Raw genomic sequence first — 17,945 nt, forward strand, 5'->3', positions numbered from 1 at the left:
GTACGCGCTGAAACGCGCTGAAATGTGCTGATGTCACGGCAGCAGGAAGTCACGCCCATCGTGGCATCGCAGGCCCGGCGGTACAATCGGATGCGCGCTGAACCGGTGAATGAAGAGAGCGCCCCGGATTCACGCTCGATCCCGGTTGTCCGCACCTCGTCACGAGGAGGCCCGCATGAACGCGTGCATGCCGCATCACGATGACTTCGCTTTCGGGACGACGATCGTCGCGCCGCGCCGCCGAGAGGTGTTGCATCGCGGAATCAGAGTCGACATCGGCGAGCGAGCGTTCGACCTGCTCCTCGTTCTGGTGGAGTCGCGTGGTTCCGTTGTGAGCAAGGACGAGATCATCGCGAGCGTGTGGCACGACCGCGTCGTCGAGAACAATACCGTCGAAGCTCAGGTTTCCGCGCTTCGCCGTGCGCTCGGAGACGATCGGGCGGCAATACGTACGGTGACGGGGCGCGGATACCAGTTCACCGCGGAACCGCTCGCGCCAGCGAGGGAATCGGACCAGTCAACTGCCATGCGAGCGGACGGTCCGTTTTTTCCGGGCTCGCGGCTGCCTGCCGCGATCAGTCCTCTCATTGGTCAGGAAGCGGCCGTGCGCGAGATTTGCCGTGGCCTGCAAACGCATCGTCTGGTCACGCTCGTGGGTACCGGCGGTGTGGGAAAGACGCGGCTGGCGCTCGAAGCTGCGCGTCAGGCGGCGCCTCTCTTTGCCGATGGCGCGTTCATGGCCGAACTCGCCGCAACCACATCTGCGGACCATATCCCGACGACCGTCGCCGTCGCGCTCGGTTTTCCCCCGGGCGATGGAACGCCTTCGCTCGACCGGCTCGCGCCGGGCCTGATCTCGCGGCATCTGCTGCTCGTTCTGGACAACTGCGAGCATCTGATCAATGGTGCCGCGAGGATCGCCGAGCGGCTGCTGCATATCGCCCCGCGAGCGACCGTGCTGGCGACGAGCCGCGAGCCGTTGCGCATCGATGGGGAACTGCTTTATCGCGTTCCTTCGCTCGACGTGCCGCCGGACGACGATTGCGACGGTGCGCTCCATTACAGCGCGGTGCGTCTCTTCGACGAACGCGTGAGTTCGCGCGCCGTCAGTCTGGATACACGTGCGGCGTTGCGGCTGAAATCGCAAATTTGCCGACAGCTCGACGGCATTCCGCTCGCGCTGGAACTTGCCGCTGCCTGCGTGCCGGCGTTCGGTCTGCAGGGTGTGGCCGACCGGCTCGGGAATCGCTTCCAGATCCTCACGCACGGCGCGCGCACGGCGCTCCCGAGGCAGCAGACGCAGCGCGCCACGCTCGACTGGAGCTATGGCCTTTTGTCCGACGATCAGCGATCGGTGCTGAATCGGCTGAGTCTTTTCTCGGGAACGTTCACGCTGGCATCAGCGCAGGAAATGGCGAGTTGCGCGGCGCTTTCCCCGGACGCCGTTGTGGCGGCTTTGATGCAGCTCGTCGACAAATCGCTTGTTTCAGTGGTTCCTGGCAGCGGCTATGTCCGGTATCGGTTGCTGGAATCGACGCGTGCGTACGCGCGGGACGCGCTACGCGAGAGCGGTGCGATGCGTGAATGGTCGAGGCGGCACGCAAGCTACTTCCTCGAAATCTTCCGGGCCGCCGAGCGGCAGACAGAGGTGCGCGCCGATGTCGACTGGAAAAATGGCTATGCGCCGCATCTGGACGACCTTCGCGCCGCGATGCTGTGGGGCTTCAGCGCCGAAGGGGACATGCCGCTGGCAATCGAACTCACGGTCGCCGGCATTCCGTTTCTGATGCATCTGGCGCTGCTTCAAGAGTGTCTCGAGAAAGTCGACGTGGCCTTGGAATGGCTGTCGGTCGAAGGCGGTCCGGTTGACGAGCGGCAAATGAAGCTTCACGCGGCGCGCGGGATGTGTCTGCTTTGTCATACCGTCGCAGCCAGCACCAGTGATGCCTTCGAATCAGTCGTGGAAATCGCGGCGCGGGTCGGTAACCCGGATTATCAACTGCTGGGCATGTGGGGGCGCTGGATGTGCCACTACCTGAATGGCGAATACGCGCGGGCCATCCCGCTTGCTCATCGGTTCAGTGACCTCGCATCGACGTCGGCTTGCAAATGCGATCAGCTCGCAGCCTGTCGTCTGAATGGCATGTCGCATCTATTCGGCGGCGATCTTCAGGGCGCGCTCGTGAACCTGGAACGCGCATCGAATGATCCTTCGCCGCTGACGCGCGCGCAACGGATGCGCTTCCTGTACGACGAGAAGATGCTGTCTCACGCATCGCTCGCACTCACGCTGTGGTTCATGGGGAATGTGGATCAGGCGCGGCAGGCAGCACGACAATCGCTCGATGATGCGCGAGAGTTCGACCATCCCGTCTCGATCTGTTACGCGCTGAGCGAAGCCGTTTGCACGCTGGCCGTATTGTGTGGTGACGATGCCGCGCTCGAGGAGGCCGTCGCGCCTCTCGTGGTGGAAACGCGGCGTCACAGTATTTCGACCTGGCGCGCCCGTGCGCGGATGTGGCAAGGACTGCTCGACCTGCGCGCGGGCGACACGGCCGCGTTCGGCCGGACCATCTCCCCGGCGATGACGAACATCGGTTCGAAGCGCTTCTACGTGTCGCTCTCGCCTTACATCACGGCGCTGGCCGAGTCGTTGTGCAGGCGGGGCATGATTGCCGAGGCGGCCGAGGTCATCGACGCGTCGCTGACACGCGCGGTTCGCACCGACGACCGGTGCGCTCTGCCCGAGCTGTGGAGAGCGAAGGCGGAGATACTGGTCGCCAGCCGGGGCGACGAGGCGATACCGGCGGCCGAATCGATTCTGTGCGAAGCCCTTCAGATGGCGGGGGAACTCGGCTTCGTCGCGTGGCAGTCGCGTTGCGCGATGAGTCTCGCGAGGCTCCGGCACATGAAAGGCGACGCGCAAGCCGCGCTGGAGGCCATCTTTCCCGCGACGCGGCAGTCCGCGGACGCGGGCGCGACACGGGCCGGCGCAGCGCTTACCGGCGCTGAGGCCAAGCACCGAAGCCGCGCGCACGGGCACTGAGCGCGCGGCATCGGTCATGCCTTCGACGATGAACGCGCCGACACCTTGTCATACCACGCCTGCAGCGCGTCGAACCCCGCGGGAATGGCGAGCTTCATGCCGCCCGCCGCGAAGTCGATCGTCACCAGCGTCGTGATGTCCGCCACTGAAAACGCATCGCCCGCGACGAACGGTATTGTCTTGAGCCGGTCATTGAAATCGCCGAAGAAGTTCGCGACGCGCAGCTTGCTGCGCTCGACGATTTCGGGAATCTGCTCATACCCATGCGGACCCGACAGCGCCCGGCCGTTCAACCCGGGGACGGCATTCCTGACGCCCTCCATCACTGCCGAGAATCCGTCCAGTTCAGCACGTCGTTCCCACATGGCGACGAGCGCCTTCGTCGTTGGCGTCGTGCCCAGCAGCGCGGGCGTCTCGGGGTAGGCCTCTTCGATGTAGCGCCAGATTGCCGGGACTTCGCCAATCGCAGTGCCGTCTCGGAGCACGAGCGTGGGAACCTGCCGGCGCGGGTTGATTGCGACGTAGGCATCAGAAAATTGCTCCTTCGCGCCGAGGTCCACCGGTTTAATTGGAAATTCGATGCCTTTCTCGGCGAGGAAGATACGGACCCTGCGAGAGTTGGGGGAGGCCTTGGATTCGAAGAAGGTGAGATCGGTGTTCATTGTCTGTTATCCAGAAACGTCGCTTATATGGTGTTTTGCCGGCTGAGCAGGAAGGCGAATACGCGCTGAGCGTTCAGCCTGCGGTCTTGCCGCCGTCGACGGTGAGAATCTGTCCCGTGACGAACGCAGCACCTTCATTTGCCAGGTAGAGCACGGCCGCGGCGATGTCGTCGGGCCTGCCGATTCGCGCGAGCGGCACCGTTGCGGCGAGCGCTGCCTTGTTCTCCGGCGTGCTCGTGAAACGGTCCAGCATGCCTGTGTCAGTGGGACCGGGCGCGACAGCATTGACACGAACGCCCGCCGATGCGGCCTCGAGCGCGGCCGATTTCGTAATGCCTTCCACTGCGTGCTTGCTGCCCGCATACACCGAGGCGAACGCGGCGCCCTCGTGACCATAAGTCGAAGATATGTTGACGATACTTCCGGCTTGCTGCGCGGTCATCACGCGCAGTTCGTGCTTGAGACTCAGCAACGTGCCGAGCACGTTGGTGTCGAAGGTATCGGCATAACTCTCGGCGGTCTGCTCGACCACTGGCCCCGGCCGGCCTTCCGTGCCGGCATTGTTGACTGCGATGTCGAGCCGGCCAAAGCGGGCAACGGTTTCATCGACTAGGCGACGCACGTCTTCGTCGCGGCGTACGTCGGCCTGTACAAAGAACGCTTCTGCGCCTGATTCGCGGAGTTCTGCCTCGAGCGCCTCACCCTGTGAGACGCGGCGGCCCGACACGACGAGGCGTGCGCCCGAGCGGGCAAACGCAAAAGCGGTTGCGCGGCCGATGCCGGTGAGGGCGCCAGTGATAAGGACTACGGATTGGGTCATTTGTGGCTCCGATAGAGTAGATCATGACAAATGCAAGTCGCCAGAGCTATGGCACCCAGGTGCGCGCGTCGAATTCATCGCCCGATTTGCAGCGTGCGTCGACGGGAAACGAGAAAAACTGGAAGACCGCGATCTGTTCAGGTCCGCCGGAATGCTCTGGCTCCTGCACGCAGATTAGCGGTTAGGCCTTCAGACGAGAAAGACTTTCGAGGCTCGTCTCCATGCCTGAAAAGCATAGGCTTAAAGGCGTGAGGAGCCCGCAAAGCATGAAATGGTTGCACGGCGGGTTGGTACGAACTCACCGTCGCGATCATCCACAGGCACTATCAACTTTGCTGCATCCTGCTCGGGTCGACATCGATGAAGGCGCGATCGCTGCGAATCTCGCGGTGGCGCGCGACTCGCGGGCGATGCGAATGCCTGGTTCGTCGGCCGGCGGGGAACGCGTCGCTATCCGGGAGTTGACCGATGCAGTACGCGTGCCGGTCACGGAGTTGCTTCCGCGCCTCGTCCGAATGTTGCCTCAGATCGCCCACGTTTGATTTGGAAAGAGCGACCGAACGCGGTGCGGCTTTTAAAGCGCCTGAATCTGCACCACCGCACCCGGCTTACCCGATACTAGCGGAGCGATCACAAGATAGCGGCGTCTGTCGCGATCCGTGGCGTCCCCCGGTGCGACGACCTGGCGAATCTGGCCCAGCGCATTGACAATTGCAGCGCCGGCCGGGTTCGTCGTGAAGTTGGCGAGCGGCTCTACGTTGCCGGTGCCGTCGAGCTTGTCCGAAAAACCCAGCACGTAGGACTGCTTCGGCTGCAACCCGGTGACGGCAGCCTGGAGAACCTGAACCAGTCCCTGATCGAACAGAGTGACGGTGGTGGGGGCGTTCGCGGCGCCCCCCGGTTTGCCCGTGGCAGCGGGCATCAGCGCGAGATGGATGGTTTGCCCAGCCAATCCGAGCGCTTGTATATTCTGGGTGCCATCGCCGTCCGGCACGGCATTCGGCACATAGGCGACCGCCTGTGGCGCCTGCCCGATCGCTACATTGGCGATGACCTTGTTCGTTAGCGTATCGATGGCAGTCATCATATCGGCGTTCTCGAGCCCAACGTAGACGCGGCTGCCATCGCCTGACGGCCAGATGCCATGCGGCAAGTTGCCGACCGGAATCGTCGCGACCTGCGAGAAATCGTCGGTCCGGAAAACCTTCACCTGATTAAGCCCACCCACGGTCACGTAGGCAAACATCCCATTTGCGTTGTGTACGATGTTGACGTGATTGGTGATCGGACCGGTGTCGATCGTTTTCAGCAATGCGAAGGGCGGGTGCGCATCGAACACCTGGGTCTTTCCTATATCCTTCAGCGTGAACCAGACCTGCTTGCCGTCCGGCGTCGCCGCGAGGTCGGGACAGAAGGGGCTTGCCTGCATGACCTTGCCAACAATCTGGTGGTCGGCCACTGAGATCACCTCGGTCTCGGGATTGAACGACGAACACACATATCCATACTTGCCGTCCGGAGAAAAGATCTGCATGCCGGGCCCCGCGGGAACGGTGATGCGCATCTTTTCTTCAAAAGTCTTGCCGTCAAGGACGTCGACATAGTTTTCACCGCGCACGGTCACCCAGACTTCCTTGCCGTCCGGCGTGAAGAACGCCTCGTGCGGGGAGCGGCCGACGTAGGTGACATGCCTGATCGCGTTCGTCTGCGTGTCGATGAACGTGACGGAATTGGAACCGATCGACACGACTGCGAGTGTGTGGTGGTCCGGCGAGAAGCCCATGCCGTGCACGAGCACCTGCCCACGGTACAGCGGGCTGAAGCTGGCGGGCGCCGGATCGCCGAGGCGAATGACCCCGACCAGGTGGTTATCCGCAGGGTCGGTCACGGAGACTGTGTTGGAGAACTGCTCGGCCGCATACACGCGGTCATGGTGGCTGACCGGGATGTCCGGATCGGCCAGCAAACCTGGCGCCTGGCCAGCCAGCACGGACTGCGCTGCGGCGAGGGCGAAGACCGCCAGGGCGGTCACGACACTGGACGTGGTTTTCATCGAGACTCCTTCTGCATGTTCATGTGAGCCGTGTCATGAGACATCGAATGCGACGCTGCCGGGGCGGATGCGTGCGTCGGCTGGTCGGATGCAGGAGCGCGCGCCGGCAGCGGCTGACCCAGCCCGAGCCGCATCGCGACGATTTCCTGCTGTTGCTCGACCACGATCTCCTGGGCAATGCGGCGCAGTTGTTCGTTGCGTCCATAGCGCAGCTCGGCCTGCGCCATGTCAATCGCGCCCTGATGGTGCGGAACCATCATCGCCACGAAGTCCTGATCGACGTCGCCTGTCGGCTTGATGGACATGTCGTCCATCATCTTTGTCATCGCCTTGTCGTTTTCGGCGAGGAAGGGTGCCTCTTCGACGCTCGTATAGGAGGGATCGGCCGCAAACGCGACAGCAGATGTGCCCACTGTCGCGGCGAGGACAACGAGTACGAACGACGAGCGTTTGAGCGGGCGAAGGAAGGAACGCATGGGCGGAACTCCTTTACGCGGATGGGCATCGCCTGGGCGTGGCTACTGTCCAGTATCGACACGTCGAATGAAACGTTTTGAGCCAGCTTTTGACGCCGAGCGAACGTCCGGACGGCGCGGGCACCCGGACGCCCGCGACCGTCTGCACCGTCGCAGGCGTGCTTTGCAAAGCTTAGTGCGAAATCGACTCCAGCGACTTCCCGCGCGTCGCCGGTCCCAGAACGGCAATCACCAGGGCATCGATGCCCATGCATGCGGCGATCAACAGAAGCGCTGCCGACACACCGCCGCCGCGCAACGCATAGGCGACCAGAAAGCCGCTGAAGATGCCGGAGAGCCGGCTCCACGCATAGACGAAGCCGATCGCCCGAGCCCGCACGCGCGTCGGATAGAGCTCCGACTGATAGGCATGGAAGTTGTACGACAGTGTCGTTGCGCCGAGCGTCACCAGCGCGCCGGCCAGCACCGTCAGGCCGGGCGTGCGCGATTGCGCAAAGCAGAGTCCGGCGATGGCCACCAGCAGCGCCGAGCCGACGATCTGCCATTTACGCTCGACACGATCTCCGTACCACATCGCAATGAGCGGCCCGCAAGGCATGACGAGCGTGATACCGAGCGTGTACGCGAGGCTCGCGGTCACTTCGATTCCCTGATGCATCAGGAAGGTCGGCACCCAGTTCGAGAAACCGTAGAGCCCGACCGTCTGGAACACGTGGAAGATGGACAGCATCAGCGTGCGCGAACGATACGGCGGACGGAATATCTCGCTGAGGCGGCCCTGTTCGACCACCTCTCCGGTCTCCGCAGCAGGCGAGGGCAGCGAAGCGCCCGATTCGCGCGCGACCCGTGCTTCGAGCGCTTCCATTACCGCGTTCGCTTCCTCGTGGCGGCCACGCGCGGCGAGCCAGCGCGGGCTTTCCGGCACGCGCAACCGGACCACCCAGATCACGACTGCGCCCGCTGATCCCATCAATACGACCCAGCGCCAGCCGTCGAAGCCGAACGGTGCCAGCGGGACGAGCCGCCACGCGAGACACGCGATGACCGGGACTGCGAGATAACGTGACGAGCTGATTCAGCGCGAAAGCGCGGCCGCGCACGTGCTTCGGCACCAGCTCGCTCAGGTAACTATCGATCGTCACGAGCTCGACGCCCAGTCCGATGCCGACCATCAGACGCCAGAAGTTCAGGCCGAGCGGCGTGGTCTGGAATGCCATGATGGCGGCCGACGCGGTGTACCAGAGCAGCGACAGCGTGAACACCGAGCGGCGGCCGGGCCGGTCCGCAACGGTGCCGAACATCATCGTGCCGATCAGCAGGCCGAGAAACGAGGCGGCGATGAAGCTGGCCACGCTGTCGAAGCTCAAAAAGCCGCTCGACGTGACATGCAGCAGTCCTGAACGGATGATGCCCGGTGCGATGTACGCTGTCGCGAACAACTCGTAGAACTCGAAGAAACCACCGAGCGAGATGAGCACGACCAGCGACCAGATCGTGCGCGTCGCCGGCAGCCGGTCGAGCCGCGCGCCGATCTGTCCGGTGGTTTCCCGCGCGGCGTCGGTGGCGACGGCCGGCGCGCCCGCATAGCGGCGGTCGATGTCGCGCAAGGTGGATTGCGTCGATGACATGGCAGTACAACTCTTATCGTCGAGATTCCAGTTATCGGTGAGGCTGCGGCCAGCCGGTTCTTCTTGATAGCGGTCGTACAGACGACGCCGGCTCGAGCGGCCGGTAGGGGGTCGGTTTCGAGCGACCGCGTCTGGCGGTGACCGGCCAATGCGCGTTGTTCGACGCTCCGCCATCTGGTTCCGGCCGCATCCTTTAGCGGTCGCTCACGGATCGGCGCCGGCCAAATCAGAGCAGATGGCCTTCGCGATTTCCGGGGGCGAGATCACCGCAAGCGGATCTGACAAATTCACTCACTCGGCACTGGGAAAACGCCGCCGACGCGACAGGCGTCGCTTATCGTGGCTATGCGACAGACCATCTGCTGATAGCGAAGCGATTGAGCAGGCGAGTGCAGCACGGCGAGTTCGCCGAATTCCCGTCCCGACTCTGCTACAAGCATTCCTGCGCTTGCTCAGGTAACGCGCACGAACTCCCCTTCGGCGAAGAACCACGCCGACATCGTCCGTGCGAGTTCGAGCACGACCTCCGCGTCGGTCCGGCCGGGGGACGCGCGCACGTGGAACGAATGATCTGCGTCGTCTACCACATGCAGCGTGGCGCGTGGCCCCAGCGTCTCGACGACCGACCTCAGCAGGGGAAGCTCGGCCAGCTTGTCGCGCGTGCCCTGCAGGAAGAGAATCGGCACCGTGACGTCCGCCAAGTGCCGTGCCCGCTCCACGCCGGGCGTGCCCGCCGGGTGCAGCGGGAACGCGACGAAAGCGAGGCCACGCACGCCGTCGAGCGGGGAGATGGCTTGGGCTTGGGACGTCATGCGACCGCCGAACGACCTGCCGCCCGCGAAGAGCGGCAGGGCTGGCAGCCGCCAGCGGGCCTCTGCGACGGCTGCCTGCACGGCAGCATGTGCCACGGCTGGCGAGTCCACCCGCTTGGAGCCCCGCTCCATGTACGGAAACTGGTAGCGCAATGTGGCGACATTGGCCGCCGCAAGCGCGTCGGCCAACGACGACATGCCGGCGTGCTGCATGCCCGCCCCGGCACCGTGCGCGAAGACATATAAGGCTCGCGCGTCCTCCGGCACTCGGAGGAGCGCAGAGACCTGAGAGCCGTCGGGCAGTGCCAGGGAAAGCGATTCTGGGTCGTCCATTGTATTCAGGTCGTGTCGTTGTGGCCTTTGCGCCGATGCATCAATGAGGCATCGGGGAGCGTTTGTGGCGGCCTCCGCCAAGGCATTGCGCACGTGGAGTTTGCCGGCCGATCCGTGGAGCGCGCCCATCGTGAACGGCGCTGCAGTCGCGATGCGTCGGTTGACGACCGCAAGCCCGACCGCAACGTGATCCGCGCTTTAAGGGATTTGCGTAATAGCACGCCTGCATCATTGTCAGCGAGTTGTTACGACACTGCAATCAGCGTCAAAGGAAGTTCTCGAAGGGCAGTTCATTTATCTGGCTCTCTGGAAGAGCATGTCCGGCTGCAAAAAGTTCTGGGTTCGGCCACGGAGGGTCATTCGATGTCCAGCGCTGAATTGTCGACAATCGGTGGGTGGCAATAACAAGCCCGTTGACCAATCATGGAGAGATCTACCTTCGAATGTCGCGACCGAATCTCCAGCAACCGTAATCGCGGGCAGGGAAGCTCCGTTGCCTCGCGCGGACGAACAGTATGTGCCAAGCACACATCCAACAGATTCTCTGCTCTGCCCATTAAATCGCATATCATCGGCACGTCGACTCGACCTTGCGCGTCAAGAATAGGAAAGTCGCGGAACGTGGCGACGGTCATCGTCTTGCCGCTCCCAAACTTGGAAGGGCGAGTGGCTTCCAGTTCCAGGGAAGGAGCTAATGCGAGGATGACCTTATGCCATTTCTTCCGCAAGACCTTAAGATCCTCCTTGCGTGTTGTGTCGAGCTTGACGTAAAGACCGAGACGGGCCGTCGACGCCTCCACTTGTAAATAGAGCTTGACATCCTCTTCCGCTTTCTTTCCGCCCCAGAAGAATGCGAATAGCCCGCCGCCCTTGTTCGCCACATAGCGCCATCGCGCCGAAGGAAATGCCTGTTGCAACGCCATAAGGAAACCCATCCGCGCGTTGGCCGTCCAGTCTTTATAGGCGAGCTCCTTATAACTCTGAACCTCCGCCTCGATGCGTCGAAGACGTCGCGTGAAATCCAGTACGATATCGCTTCGATCCTGTGCAAAACTGCCGACTGGTCCTTCCAGAAGCGCGAGCAGGTCGAGACGACTGAATACGTGATAGCCGGCGTCCCGGACCTGTTTATAGGCACCTCATTACACATAAGTCGCGACGGTGGCACGCCGCGAAAAGTCGTTTACGGTCAATGACATAGCGGGTGGGGTTGTAAACTCTTTCGGACTGGCGTTAACTCTTGCATTTTGGGCGGCACATGACGCAAGAGAAATCGAGCTGGGCAGCGGCAGAACTCAAGGGCATCGATTTGGGCGACCAACGCCTGAACAAGCGTGCCGTGCTATTGGCTGAGCGGCTGGCGGAGAAGCCGACGGCGAGCATACCCAACGCATGCGGCGGCTGGGCGGAAACGGCAGCAGCGTACCGCTTCCTGTCGCAAGATGAGTTGGACTGGCGCGACATCATGGCGCCACATTGGCAGAGTTCGACCGAACGAATGCGGGCGTGCGAAGTAGTGCTATGCATCCAGGACACCACGCAGTTGGACTTTAACGGTCAGACCATCACAGGGTTGGGACCGCTGTCGTATGAGGCGCAACGCGGGCTGTATCTGCACCCGACTTACGCGGTGACGCCATCGCGCGAACCGCTGGGCGTGCTTGACGCGTACATGTGGGCGCGCGAGCCGAAGGGTGCGGACGGTGTGCGCCCCGGCATCAAGGAAAGCACCCGTTGGACCGAAGGATATGAGAGGGTTGCCGAACAAGCGGCCGCACTGCCTGCCACGCGACTGGTTTATGTGGCTGACCGGGAATCGGACATCATGGCGCTGATGGTCAAAGCAAAGGAGTTGGGCCACCCGGCGGATTGGTTACTGCGCTCGCAGCACAATCGCACCTTGCCTGACGGCGGCAAGCTGTGGGACCAAGTGACTGCGGGTGAGCCGGCGGGCAGGATTCACTTTACGCTGGCAGCCCGTCAGGCTCAGCCTGCGCGCGCGGTTCGGCAGCAGGTGTGGGCGCAGCGGGTTGCGTTGACTGATGCTGCAGGCGGCGTGGTGAGTGCTACTTGCATCGTCGCCCGCGAGGTCGACCCGCCGGCAGGCGTCAAGCCGATCGAATGGCGCCTGCTGAGTAACCGCGATGTGAACGACCTGGAGGCGGCAGCGCAGCTTATTGATTGGTACCGCGCGCGCTGGGAGGTGGAACTATTCTTTCATGTGCTCAAGAACGGCTGTCGGGTCGAGGCGTTGCAACTCGCATCGATGGCACGGCTTGAACGTGCCTTGGCGCTGTTCATGGTGGTGGCATGGCGCATTGCTCGGTTGATGCGACTCGGTCGAACTTGCCCGGACCTGGATGCAGCGCTCTTGTTCGAGCGAGATGAATGGCGCGCGGCATTCATTCTCAACAAGAAGAAACCGCCGAAGAACTCACCGCGTCTGAATGAGGTCGTGCGCTTGGTCGCCATGCTCGGCGGATTCCTGGCGCGCAAAGGCGACGGCGAACCCGGAGTCAAAACCATCTGGCAAGGCCTGCAGCGAGTGACGGATTTCGCCGCCGGCCTCAAGTACGCCCAAGAACTCGGCGAATGACTTATGTGTAATCAAATGGTTTATAGGTGCACTGGTTGCCGGTTTGAAGATAAATTAGAATGATCCGCTTGCCTTCCTCGCCGTAACCTCGCTTCGCGACAACCTTTCTATACCTTGCGAGTTGGTCGGAGTGCTCGGTGGTGCCAACCTTGTCTTCTAGAACAATCGCGATGCTCTCGTTCACCTCAACGAGGATATCAATGCTCTGGACCTGGCGTCGCACCTTGACGCTTCGAATCTGCGGTGGCGGCGAGGCCGTATCATCCTTAGCGAATATCGCACTAAGGAACGCGTGCCCAAGGGCCTGAATCTCCGAACGGTCCTTGCCGCGCTCCGGGTCCGCGTGGGCCAGAGCCCAGCACAAAAATGCATCCTGCGACAGTTCCGAGGGTGCGAAGTCAAACAGATTCGGCTGCATGCGGGTCCAATCCGTAGCAATGGAATTGAGTGGCACTAGCCCGACAGAGGCTGTGCTCCATGTCATAACGCGTCATTAGTACGTCGTCAGCTTCGTGCAGTCGGCCCGGCCATTGGAGCCCGCTCGCACATAGCACATCTGGCCCGTTTCCTTGTCAAAAAGAAGCCAGCCCTCGCTGTCCTGACGTTGGACGGTCCAGTTACCTTGAGTCGGCATGAATCGGAGCTTGTCCATTCCATCCTTGAAGGCTTCCGCTAGGATAATGCTGCAGATCACAGCCGAGATTGCATAGATAAATGCGACTTTCACGGATGACTACCCTTCGTATTCATTGGTCGGCGATGTTGACCGAGTTCTTTTTTGAGATGCGATTGTACGCCCAACGATCCGATGCAAAAAGTCGCGGCTGGGCATCTTCGGATCTTGCGGCGACGCTCGATGACGGGGAACTCGGCCATCCTTCCAATGTTTTTGGCTGAGTCAGAAGGTGGAGTAAGAAGGTGGAAGATGCCATGTAGTAACGCCTTGAAAAAAGCGCCGTTCTCCCCTCAGACAAATGAGGGGAGCCCGAGCTTCTCCCGGCGGTCAATCATCGACTGTACAAATCGAAATTGTGAGTTGGCGATTGCAGGAAACGGCCCATCCGCTGCGCGAGCTGTCAACGACGACAATCCGCCATATTGCCGACGCCAAGGAAAGCTCGTCGAGCGTCCGCAAAGGCCGACCTCCCGCCTTCCAATGCGACTCGACGAACGTCCGTTACGCCTTAAGAGCCGCCCAAATCGGCCCTAGTTGCCGCAACGAGTCGACAAGCGCCGCCCCCGCAAATCCGCGAACAACCACTAAACAACACGCGCAAAAAACCGAGCCCAAACTAACCCGACTGCCACCCTCCGATCATCCACATTCACCGCCCCTAATAACCCCTCTCCCACCCACCCCCAAGCGATTTACACAACGTAACGAGATTCTCCGCAGCCGTCGCCTTACTCCGCTCAAGATCACTTTGCGCCGCGAGCAATTGCTTCTGCACATTAAGCACGTCCAGATAATCAAGCGCCCCAGCCTTATATCGCTGTTGCGCGACCCCAAGCGCCCGTTCATTCAAACTCACCGCCGAAGCCAGCCGATCACGCCGCCGCTGCTCAGCGTCATACACGAGCAGCGCATCGTCCACCTCACGCCAAGCCTCAAGCACCGTGCGTTTATAGAGAATCGCCGCCTCCTGCTGCTGCGCTTCCCGAAGCTGCAACGTGCCCTTCAACCGCCCACCCTCAAAAATCGGAAACGTGATCGAAGGCCCGACAACAAATTGCCCCGACGCCCAATCGGCAAGACTGGAAAGCTGAAGACTCTGAAACCCCGCACTCCCGTTCAACGAAATACGTGGATAGAAATCGGCCTTCGCCATGCCGATCGACGCCGTGGCCGCGTGCAGTTGCGCATCGGCCTTCTTGATGTCCGGCCGGCGCTCCGCCAGCTCCGATGGAAACCCGATAGGCACCTGGGCAGGCAGCTTCGGCACATCGCGCGCATCGCTCAGCATGTCCCGCAGCGCGCCGGGCTGCTCGCCGAGCAACACGCCGATCGCGTTGATCGTCGTATCGCGGCGCGATTCGAGCGTCGGAATCAGGCTCTCGATCGTTTCCATTTGCGCCGAAGCATTGGCGACATCGAGGTCCGTCGTGACGCCTTCGCGCACGCGGATTTTCGTGAGCCTCACCGCATCGCGAGCGATATCGAGGTTCTGCTTCGTGATCTCGAGCAGCGACTGCGTATCGCGCAATTCGATATAGTCGCGCGCGAGTTCCGCACGCGCCGACAGCAGAATCGCATTGCGATCTTCGAACGAAGCATCCGACAACGCGCTCGCGGCTTCGACACCGCGCCGCACGCGACCCCAGATGTCGAGTTCCCAGGAGGCATCGAAGCCAGCCTGATACAGGTTGTAGGCGGGCGAGCCCTTCGAGCCCGGCATCCCCGATACACCGAGCGGCGCGTTCCCCGACGCCGATTGCGGCTGGCTTTGCGACGGCGTAACCCCGAGCAGCGAAAGAATGCCGTTCTCGCTGCCGCGCTCGCGGTTATACGACGCCGCGCCGTCAAGCGTCGGAAGCCCGGCCGCGCCCGCAACGCGCTGTTCCGCGCGGCTTTGACGCAAACGTGCGGACGCCGCGGCCACGTCGAGGTTATCGTCGGCGAGGCGCTTTTCCAGCGCGTTCAGCACGGGATCGTCGAACAGCGTCCACCAGTCCGGATTGAAGTCCGCTTCCACCGTCCTGCTCGATGCCTGCGCCGTCTGCGTGCGCTCGAAGACATCCGGTGTCGCGGTCTTCGGGTGCTCGAAGTCCGGCCCGACCGTGCAGCCCGCCATCGTCAGACAAGCCAGGATGGCGAGCGCGATCGCGCGCAGGGAAGTGTCGTTCTCGTTCATTTCGCACCTCCTTCTTGCGCAAGCGTCTCGCCGTGCCGGCCGACCGCCACTTCCGCCTCGACCGAAAGACCCACGCTCAACGCCGATGCGGCTTCCTGCCCGCGATCGATCGTGATCTTGACCGGCACGCGCTGGACGATCTTCGTGAAGTTGCCCGTCGCGTTGTCCGGCGCGATGGGCGCGAAGCTCACGCCGGTGGCGGGCGCGAGACTATCGACACGGCCTTTGATGACCACGCCGGGAAAGCTGTCGATCCTGATCCGCACGCTCTCTCCGGGCCGCATCTTCGTGATCTGGTTCTCCTGAAAGTTGGCGACGACATAAGCATCCGCGAGCGGAACGATGGCGAGCATCGGCGCGCCCGCCGTGACGAATGCGCCGACGCGCGCGGAGCGCCTTCCCACCTTGCCGTCGACGGGCGCGTGAATCTCCGTGTACGACAGGTTCAGCTTCGCCTGCGCGAGCGCCGCTTCGGCGCGTGCCAGCGCGCCTGCCGCCTTGTCTCGCTGGGTGCGCAGCACATCGAGGTTCTGCTCGGTCGTGGTCAGCGCGGCGCGGTCGTGGGCCTGTTGCGCGAGCTGCTGCGCGAGCGTGCTGGCCGCGCGCTGCTGCTCCTGCGCGGTGCCCGCGCCCGTGTCCGAAAGATTTTGATAGCGCGATGCGTTGGCCCGCGCGAACTCGATGGCGGCGTCGTCGGATCGCAGTGTCGCGCGCGCCTGATCGACGAGCGACGGATGCCGCGCGATTTCGGCATCGAAGTTCGCGACGGCAGCGCTCGCCGCGCTCACGTCGGCCTGCGCACTCATCAGCGCGGCGCGGAAATCGCTATCGTCGATACGCACGAGCACCTGGCCCGCCTTGACCGATTGATTGTCGTCGACGAGCACATCGGCAATCTGGCCGGCGACTCGCGGCGCGACGAGCGTGAAATCGGCCTGAACATAGGCATCGTTCGTGGATTGGCTGGTCGAATCGGAAAGAAGCTTGACGCCCGCCCACGCGACGACGGCGAGCGCGATCACCGGCGTTGCAATGCGAACGAGTCTGGAACGAGAGCGGAGGATGGATGACATGAAAGCCTCCCTTAATGGGAAGAGGGCGGCGTAGCGGTCCACGGCGGAAAGATCCGCACGGGCAACACCGGAACGAGGAGAAGAAGCGCGATGGCAACACACGCCATCACGCGATAAAGATCGGCGGACATCAGCACCAATGCCTGTTCATGCACGCGATGGGCGAGTTCGCTGAGACCACTGGCCGTATCGATACCCTGACTCGTGACGAGCGCCCGATTGCCGAGCTGATCCACGAGCATGGTCGAATGGAAACGCTCGCGAGCCGTGCCGAGTCCTTCGATCAACGCGGTCGCCGCAGCGGCGCTGAAGGTCTTGAGCGAGTTGAACATCGCGGAGGCGAAGGGGCCTTCGGTCGGCGGCAAACCTGTGGTAACGCCCATCAGGATGGCGAGAATCACCATCGGTTGCGCGGCGATCTGCAAGGACTGAAGCAGATAGAAGTTGTCGCGGATCCATTCGGACGTCATGAAGCTTCCCATCAGGCAGGTCGCGATCATCAGCGAGAGACCGCCCGCCATCACCCAGCGCGAATCGACGCGCTTCAGGTTCAGCAGCGCGGCCGTCAATGGCAGCGCAAGCAGGAGCGGAAGGGCGACCAGCAACGACAGCGGCGCCGTCTGCAGCGGCCGGTACGCGTGAATCCTCGCGAGATGCTGCCCCGGTATCGCGGCCACGCCGACCAGCAGGATCACGGCGCCCGCGAGCGTCGTGAGCCCATGCGCGAAGTTTCTTCGCGACAGCAACTGGAGCTTGAAGAACGGCATCGGATGAAACCATTCGTTGACGAGAAACACCGCCAGCAACGCTGTTCCGCCGATGAACATCACGCGTATGAAATCCGAATTCAGCCAGTCCAGACGATCGCCTTGCAATAGCCCGATCACGAGCATCGCGATGGCCGGGCCTCCGGTGAGAAACCCCGTCCAGTTGAAGGAGCGAATGCGTTCGAGCTTGAGCGGATCGTCGGGAAGGCCTTGCCGGATCGCGATGCAACTCACCACGCCGAGCGGCACGATCTGCCAGAAAGCCATCTTCCAGCTCGCATACTCGGTCCACAACGCGGCGAGGGGCGTTCCGAGCGCCGGCCCGAAGGTCGCGGTCATCGCGTATCCGGCAAGCCCGTATAGCTTGATCTTCGGCGGCAGATAACGCAGCGCCACGATGATGAGCATCGGCGGCAGACAACCGCCGGCGATGCCCTGCAACGCGCGCAACGCATAGAGCGCCGGAAGGTTCGGCGCGAACGGACACAGTACGCCGAAGAACATCGTGGCCAGTACGGCGCCGATAGTGAATCGCTTGAGCGTGAACGTGATGCCGAACCACGGCGCAAAGACCATCGTCGCGACGTTGGCCGCTTCGAACAAGGTGGTGAGCCAGGTCCCGTCGTCGTGTCCGATCGAGAGCGCGCCCTGAATGTCGGCCATCGCGAATGCGGTGACCTGCTCGTTCAGTATCGCGAGCAGCGACGCGAGCAGCATCCCGATCAGACCCGCGGCGAGTCGCCGCGAGAGCGCGGGCTGTTTCACGGGCGCACGTTCGGCGGTTGCTTCGCGAGGCGCGTCGAGAACGGATTCGGTCGTGTTCATAT

General features: G+C 62.6%; 15 protein-coding genes and 1 pseudogene. 4 read left to right on the forward strand and 12 right to left on the reverse strand.

What is annotated here, in order from left to right; genetic code table 11:
• Positions 1–175 precede the first annotated feature (175 nt).
• Positions 176–3,046 (forward strand): winged helix-turn-helix domain-containing protein, encoded by a 2,871-nt coding sequence (locus ACEN42_RS31190; protein ID WP_371883500.1) that lies wholly within the window; start codon positions 176–178, stop codon positions 3,044–3,046.
• 14 nt (positions 3,047–3,060) lie between these two features.
• Here ACEN42_RS31190 and ACEN42_RS31195 read toward each other — a convergent pair whose 3' ends face one another.
• Both ACEN42_RS31195 and ACEN42_RS31200 read right to left on the reverse strand, forming a co-directional pair.
• The gene (locus tag ACEN42_RS31195; protein WP_371883501.1) at positions 3,061–3,708 is read right to left on the reverse strand and encodes a glutathione S-transferase family protein; all 648 of its coding nucleotides are present in this window, start codon (positions 3,706–3,708) and stop codon (positions 3,061–3,063) included.
• 73 nt (positions 3,709–3,781) lie between these two features.
• Positions 3,782–4,528, reverse strand: a complete 747-nt coding sequence (locus ACEN42_RS31200; protein WP_371883502.1) for an SDR family NAD(P)-dependent oxidoreductase — start codon at positions 4,526–4,528, stop codon at positions 3,782–3,784.
• Between the two features lie 266 nt (positions 4,529–4,794).
• Here ACEN42_RS31200 and ACEN42_RS31205 point away from each other — a divergent pair, with 266 nt between their 5' ends.
• A complete protein-coding gene (locus ACEN42_RS31205; protein ID WP_250485962.1) occupies positions 4,795–5,070 on the forward strand; it encodes a hypothetical protein in 276 nt (91 codons plus the stop codon).
• A 32-nt stretch (positions 5,071–5,102) separates the two neighbouring features.
• On the opposite strand, the gene ACEN42_RS31210 is transcribed toward ACEN42_RS31205, so the two are convergent.
• The 5 genes and pseudogenes from ACEN42_RS31210 to ACEN42_RS31230 all read right to left on the reverse strand — a co-directional run bounded on the left by ACEN42_RS31210 (position 5,103) and on the right by ACEN42_RS31230 (position 10,753).
• On the reverse strand, positions 5,103–6,581 hold the full coding sequence (locus ACEN42_RS31210; RefSeq protein ID WP_371883503.1) for a YncE family protein: 1,479 nt from the start codon (positions 6,579–6,581) through the stop codon (positions 5,103–5,105).
• Entirely contained in the window at positions 6,578–7,057 is a 480-nt protein-coding gene (locus ACEN42_RS31215) for a DUF305 domain-containing protein (RefSeq protein WP_371883504.1), read from the reverse strand. The genes ACEN42_RS31210 and ACEN42_RS31215 overlap by 4 nt, the downstream gene beginning before the upstream one ends.
• Positions 7,058–7,229: 172 nt before the next feature.
• A pseudogene (locus ACEN42_RS31220) lies at positions 7,230–8,685 on the reverse strand (MFS transporter).
• 452 nt (positions 8,686–9,137) lie between these two features.
• Positions 9,138–9,830: an alpha/beta family hydrolase gene (locus ACEN42_RS31225; protein WP_371883505.1), complete on the reverse strand. Its 693-nt coding sequence runs from the start codon at positions 9,828–9,830 to the stop codon at positions 9,138–9,140.
• 356 nt (positions 9,831–10,186) lie between these two features.
• Positions 10,187–10,753, reverse strand: coding sequence for a hypothetical protein (locus tag ACEN42_RS31230; RefSeq protein ID WP_371883506.1), 567 nt, complete (start codon positions 10,751–10,753; stop codon positions 10,187–10,189).
• Between ACEN42_RS31230 and ACEN42_RS31235 the strand changes: the two genes are divergently transcribed.
• Together ACEN42_RS31235 and ACEN42_RS31240 are read left to right on the forward strand one after the other, a co-directional pair.
• On the forward strand, positions 10,742–11,026 hold the full coding sequence (locus tag ACEN42_RS31235) for a hypothetical protein (protein WP_371883507.1): 285 nt from the start codon (positions 10,742–10,744) through the stop codon (positions 11,024–11,026). The genes ACEN42_RS31230 and ACEN42_RS31235 overlap by 12 nt on opposite strands.
• A gap of 62 nt (positions 11,027–11,088) precedes the next feature.
• Positions 11,089–12,426: an IS4 family transposase gene (locus ACEN42_RS31240; RefSeq protein ID WP_371880870.1), complete on the forward strand. Its 1,338-nt coding sequence runs from the start codon at positions 11,089–11,091 to the stop codon at positions 12,424–12,426.
• Between the two features lies 1 nt (position 12,427).
• On the opposite strand, the gene ACEN42_RS31245 is transcribed toward ACEN42_RS31240, so the two are convergent.
• The 5 genes from ACEN42_RS31245 to ACEN42_RS31265 all read right to left on the reverse strand — a co-directional run bounded on the left by ACEN42_RS31245 (position 12,428) and on the right by ACEN42_RS31265 (position 17,943).
• On the reverse strand, positions 12,428–12,844 hold the full coding sequence (locus ACEN42_RS31245) for a PD-(D/E)XK nuclease family protein (RefSeq protein ID WP_371883508.1): 417 nt from the start codon (positions 12,842–12,844) through the stop codon (positions 12,428–12,430).
• 75 nt (positions 12,845–12,919) lie between these two features.
• Complete coding sequence (locus tag ACEN42_RS31250) at positions 12,920–13,060, reverse strand: hypothetical protein (RefSeq protein ID WP_374191220.1); 141 nt, start codon at positions 13,058–13,060, stop codon at positions 12,920–12,922.
• A 700-nt stretch (positions 13,061–13,760) separates the two neighbouring features.
• Positions 13,761–15,278, reverse strand: coding sequence for an efflux transporter outer membrane subunit (locus ACEN42_RS31255; RefSeq protein WP_371883509.1), 1,518 nt, complete (start codon positions 15,276–15,278; stop codon positions 13,761–13,763).
• Positions 15,275–16,351, reverse strand: a complete 1,077-nt coding sequence (locus ACEN42_RS31260; protein ID WP_371883510.1) for an HlyD family secretion protein — start codon at positions 16,349–16,351, stop codon at positions 15,275–15,277. The genes ACEN42_RS31255 and ACEN42_RS31260 overlap by 4 nt, the downstream gene beginning before the upstream one ends.
• Positions 16,352–16,362: 11 nt before the next feature.
• On the reverse strand, positions 16,363–17,943 hold the full coding sequence (locus tag ACEN42_RS31265; protein WP_371883511.1) for an MFS transporter: 1,581 nt from the start codon (positions 17,941–17,943) through the stop codon (positions 16,363–16,365).
• Positions 17,944–17,945: the final 2 nt, after the last annotated feature.

This window comes from Caballeronia sp. S22 (genome assembly GCF_964261745.1).
In the GTDB taxonomy this organism is placed as follows: Bacteria; Pseudomonadota; Gammaproteobacteria; order Burkholderiales; family Burkholderiaceae; genus Caballeronia; species Caballeronia jiangsuensis.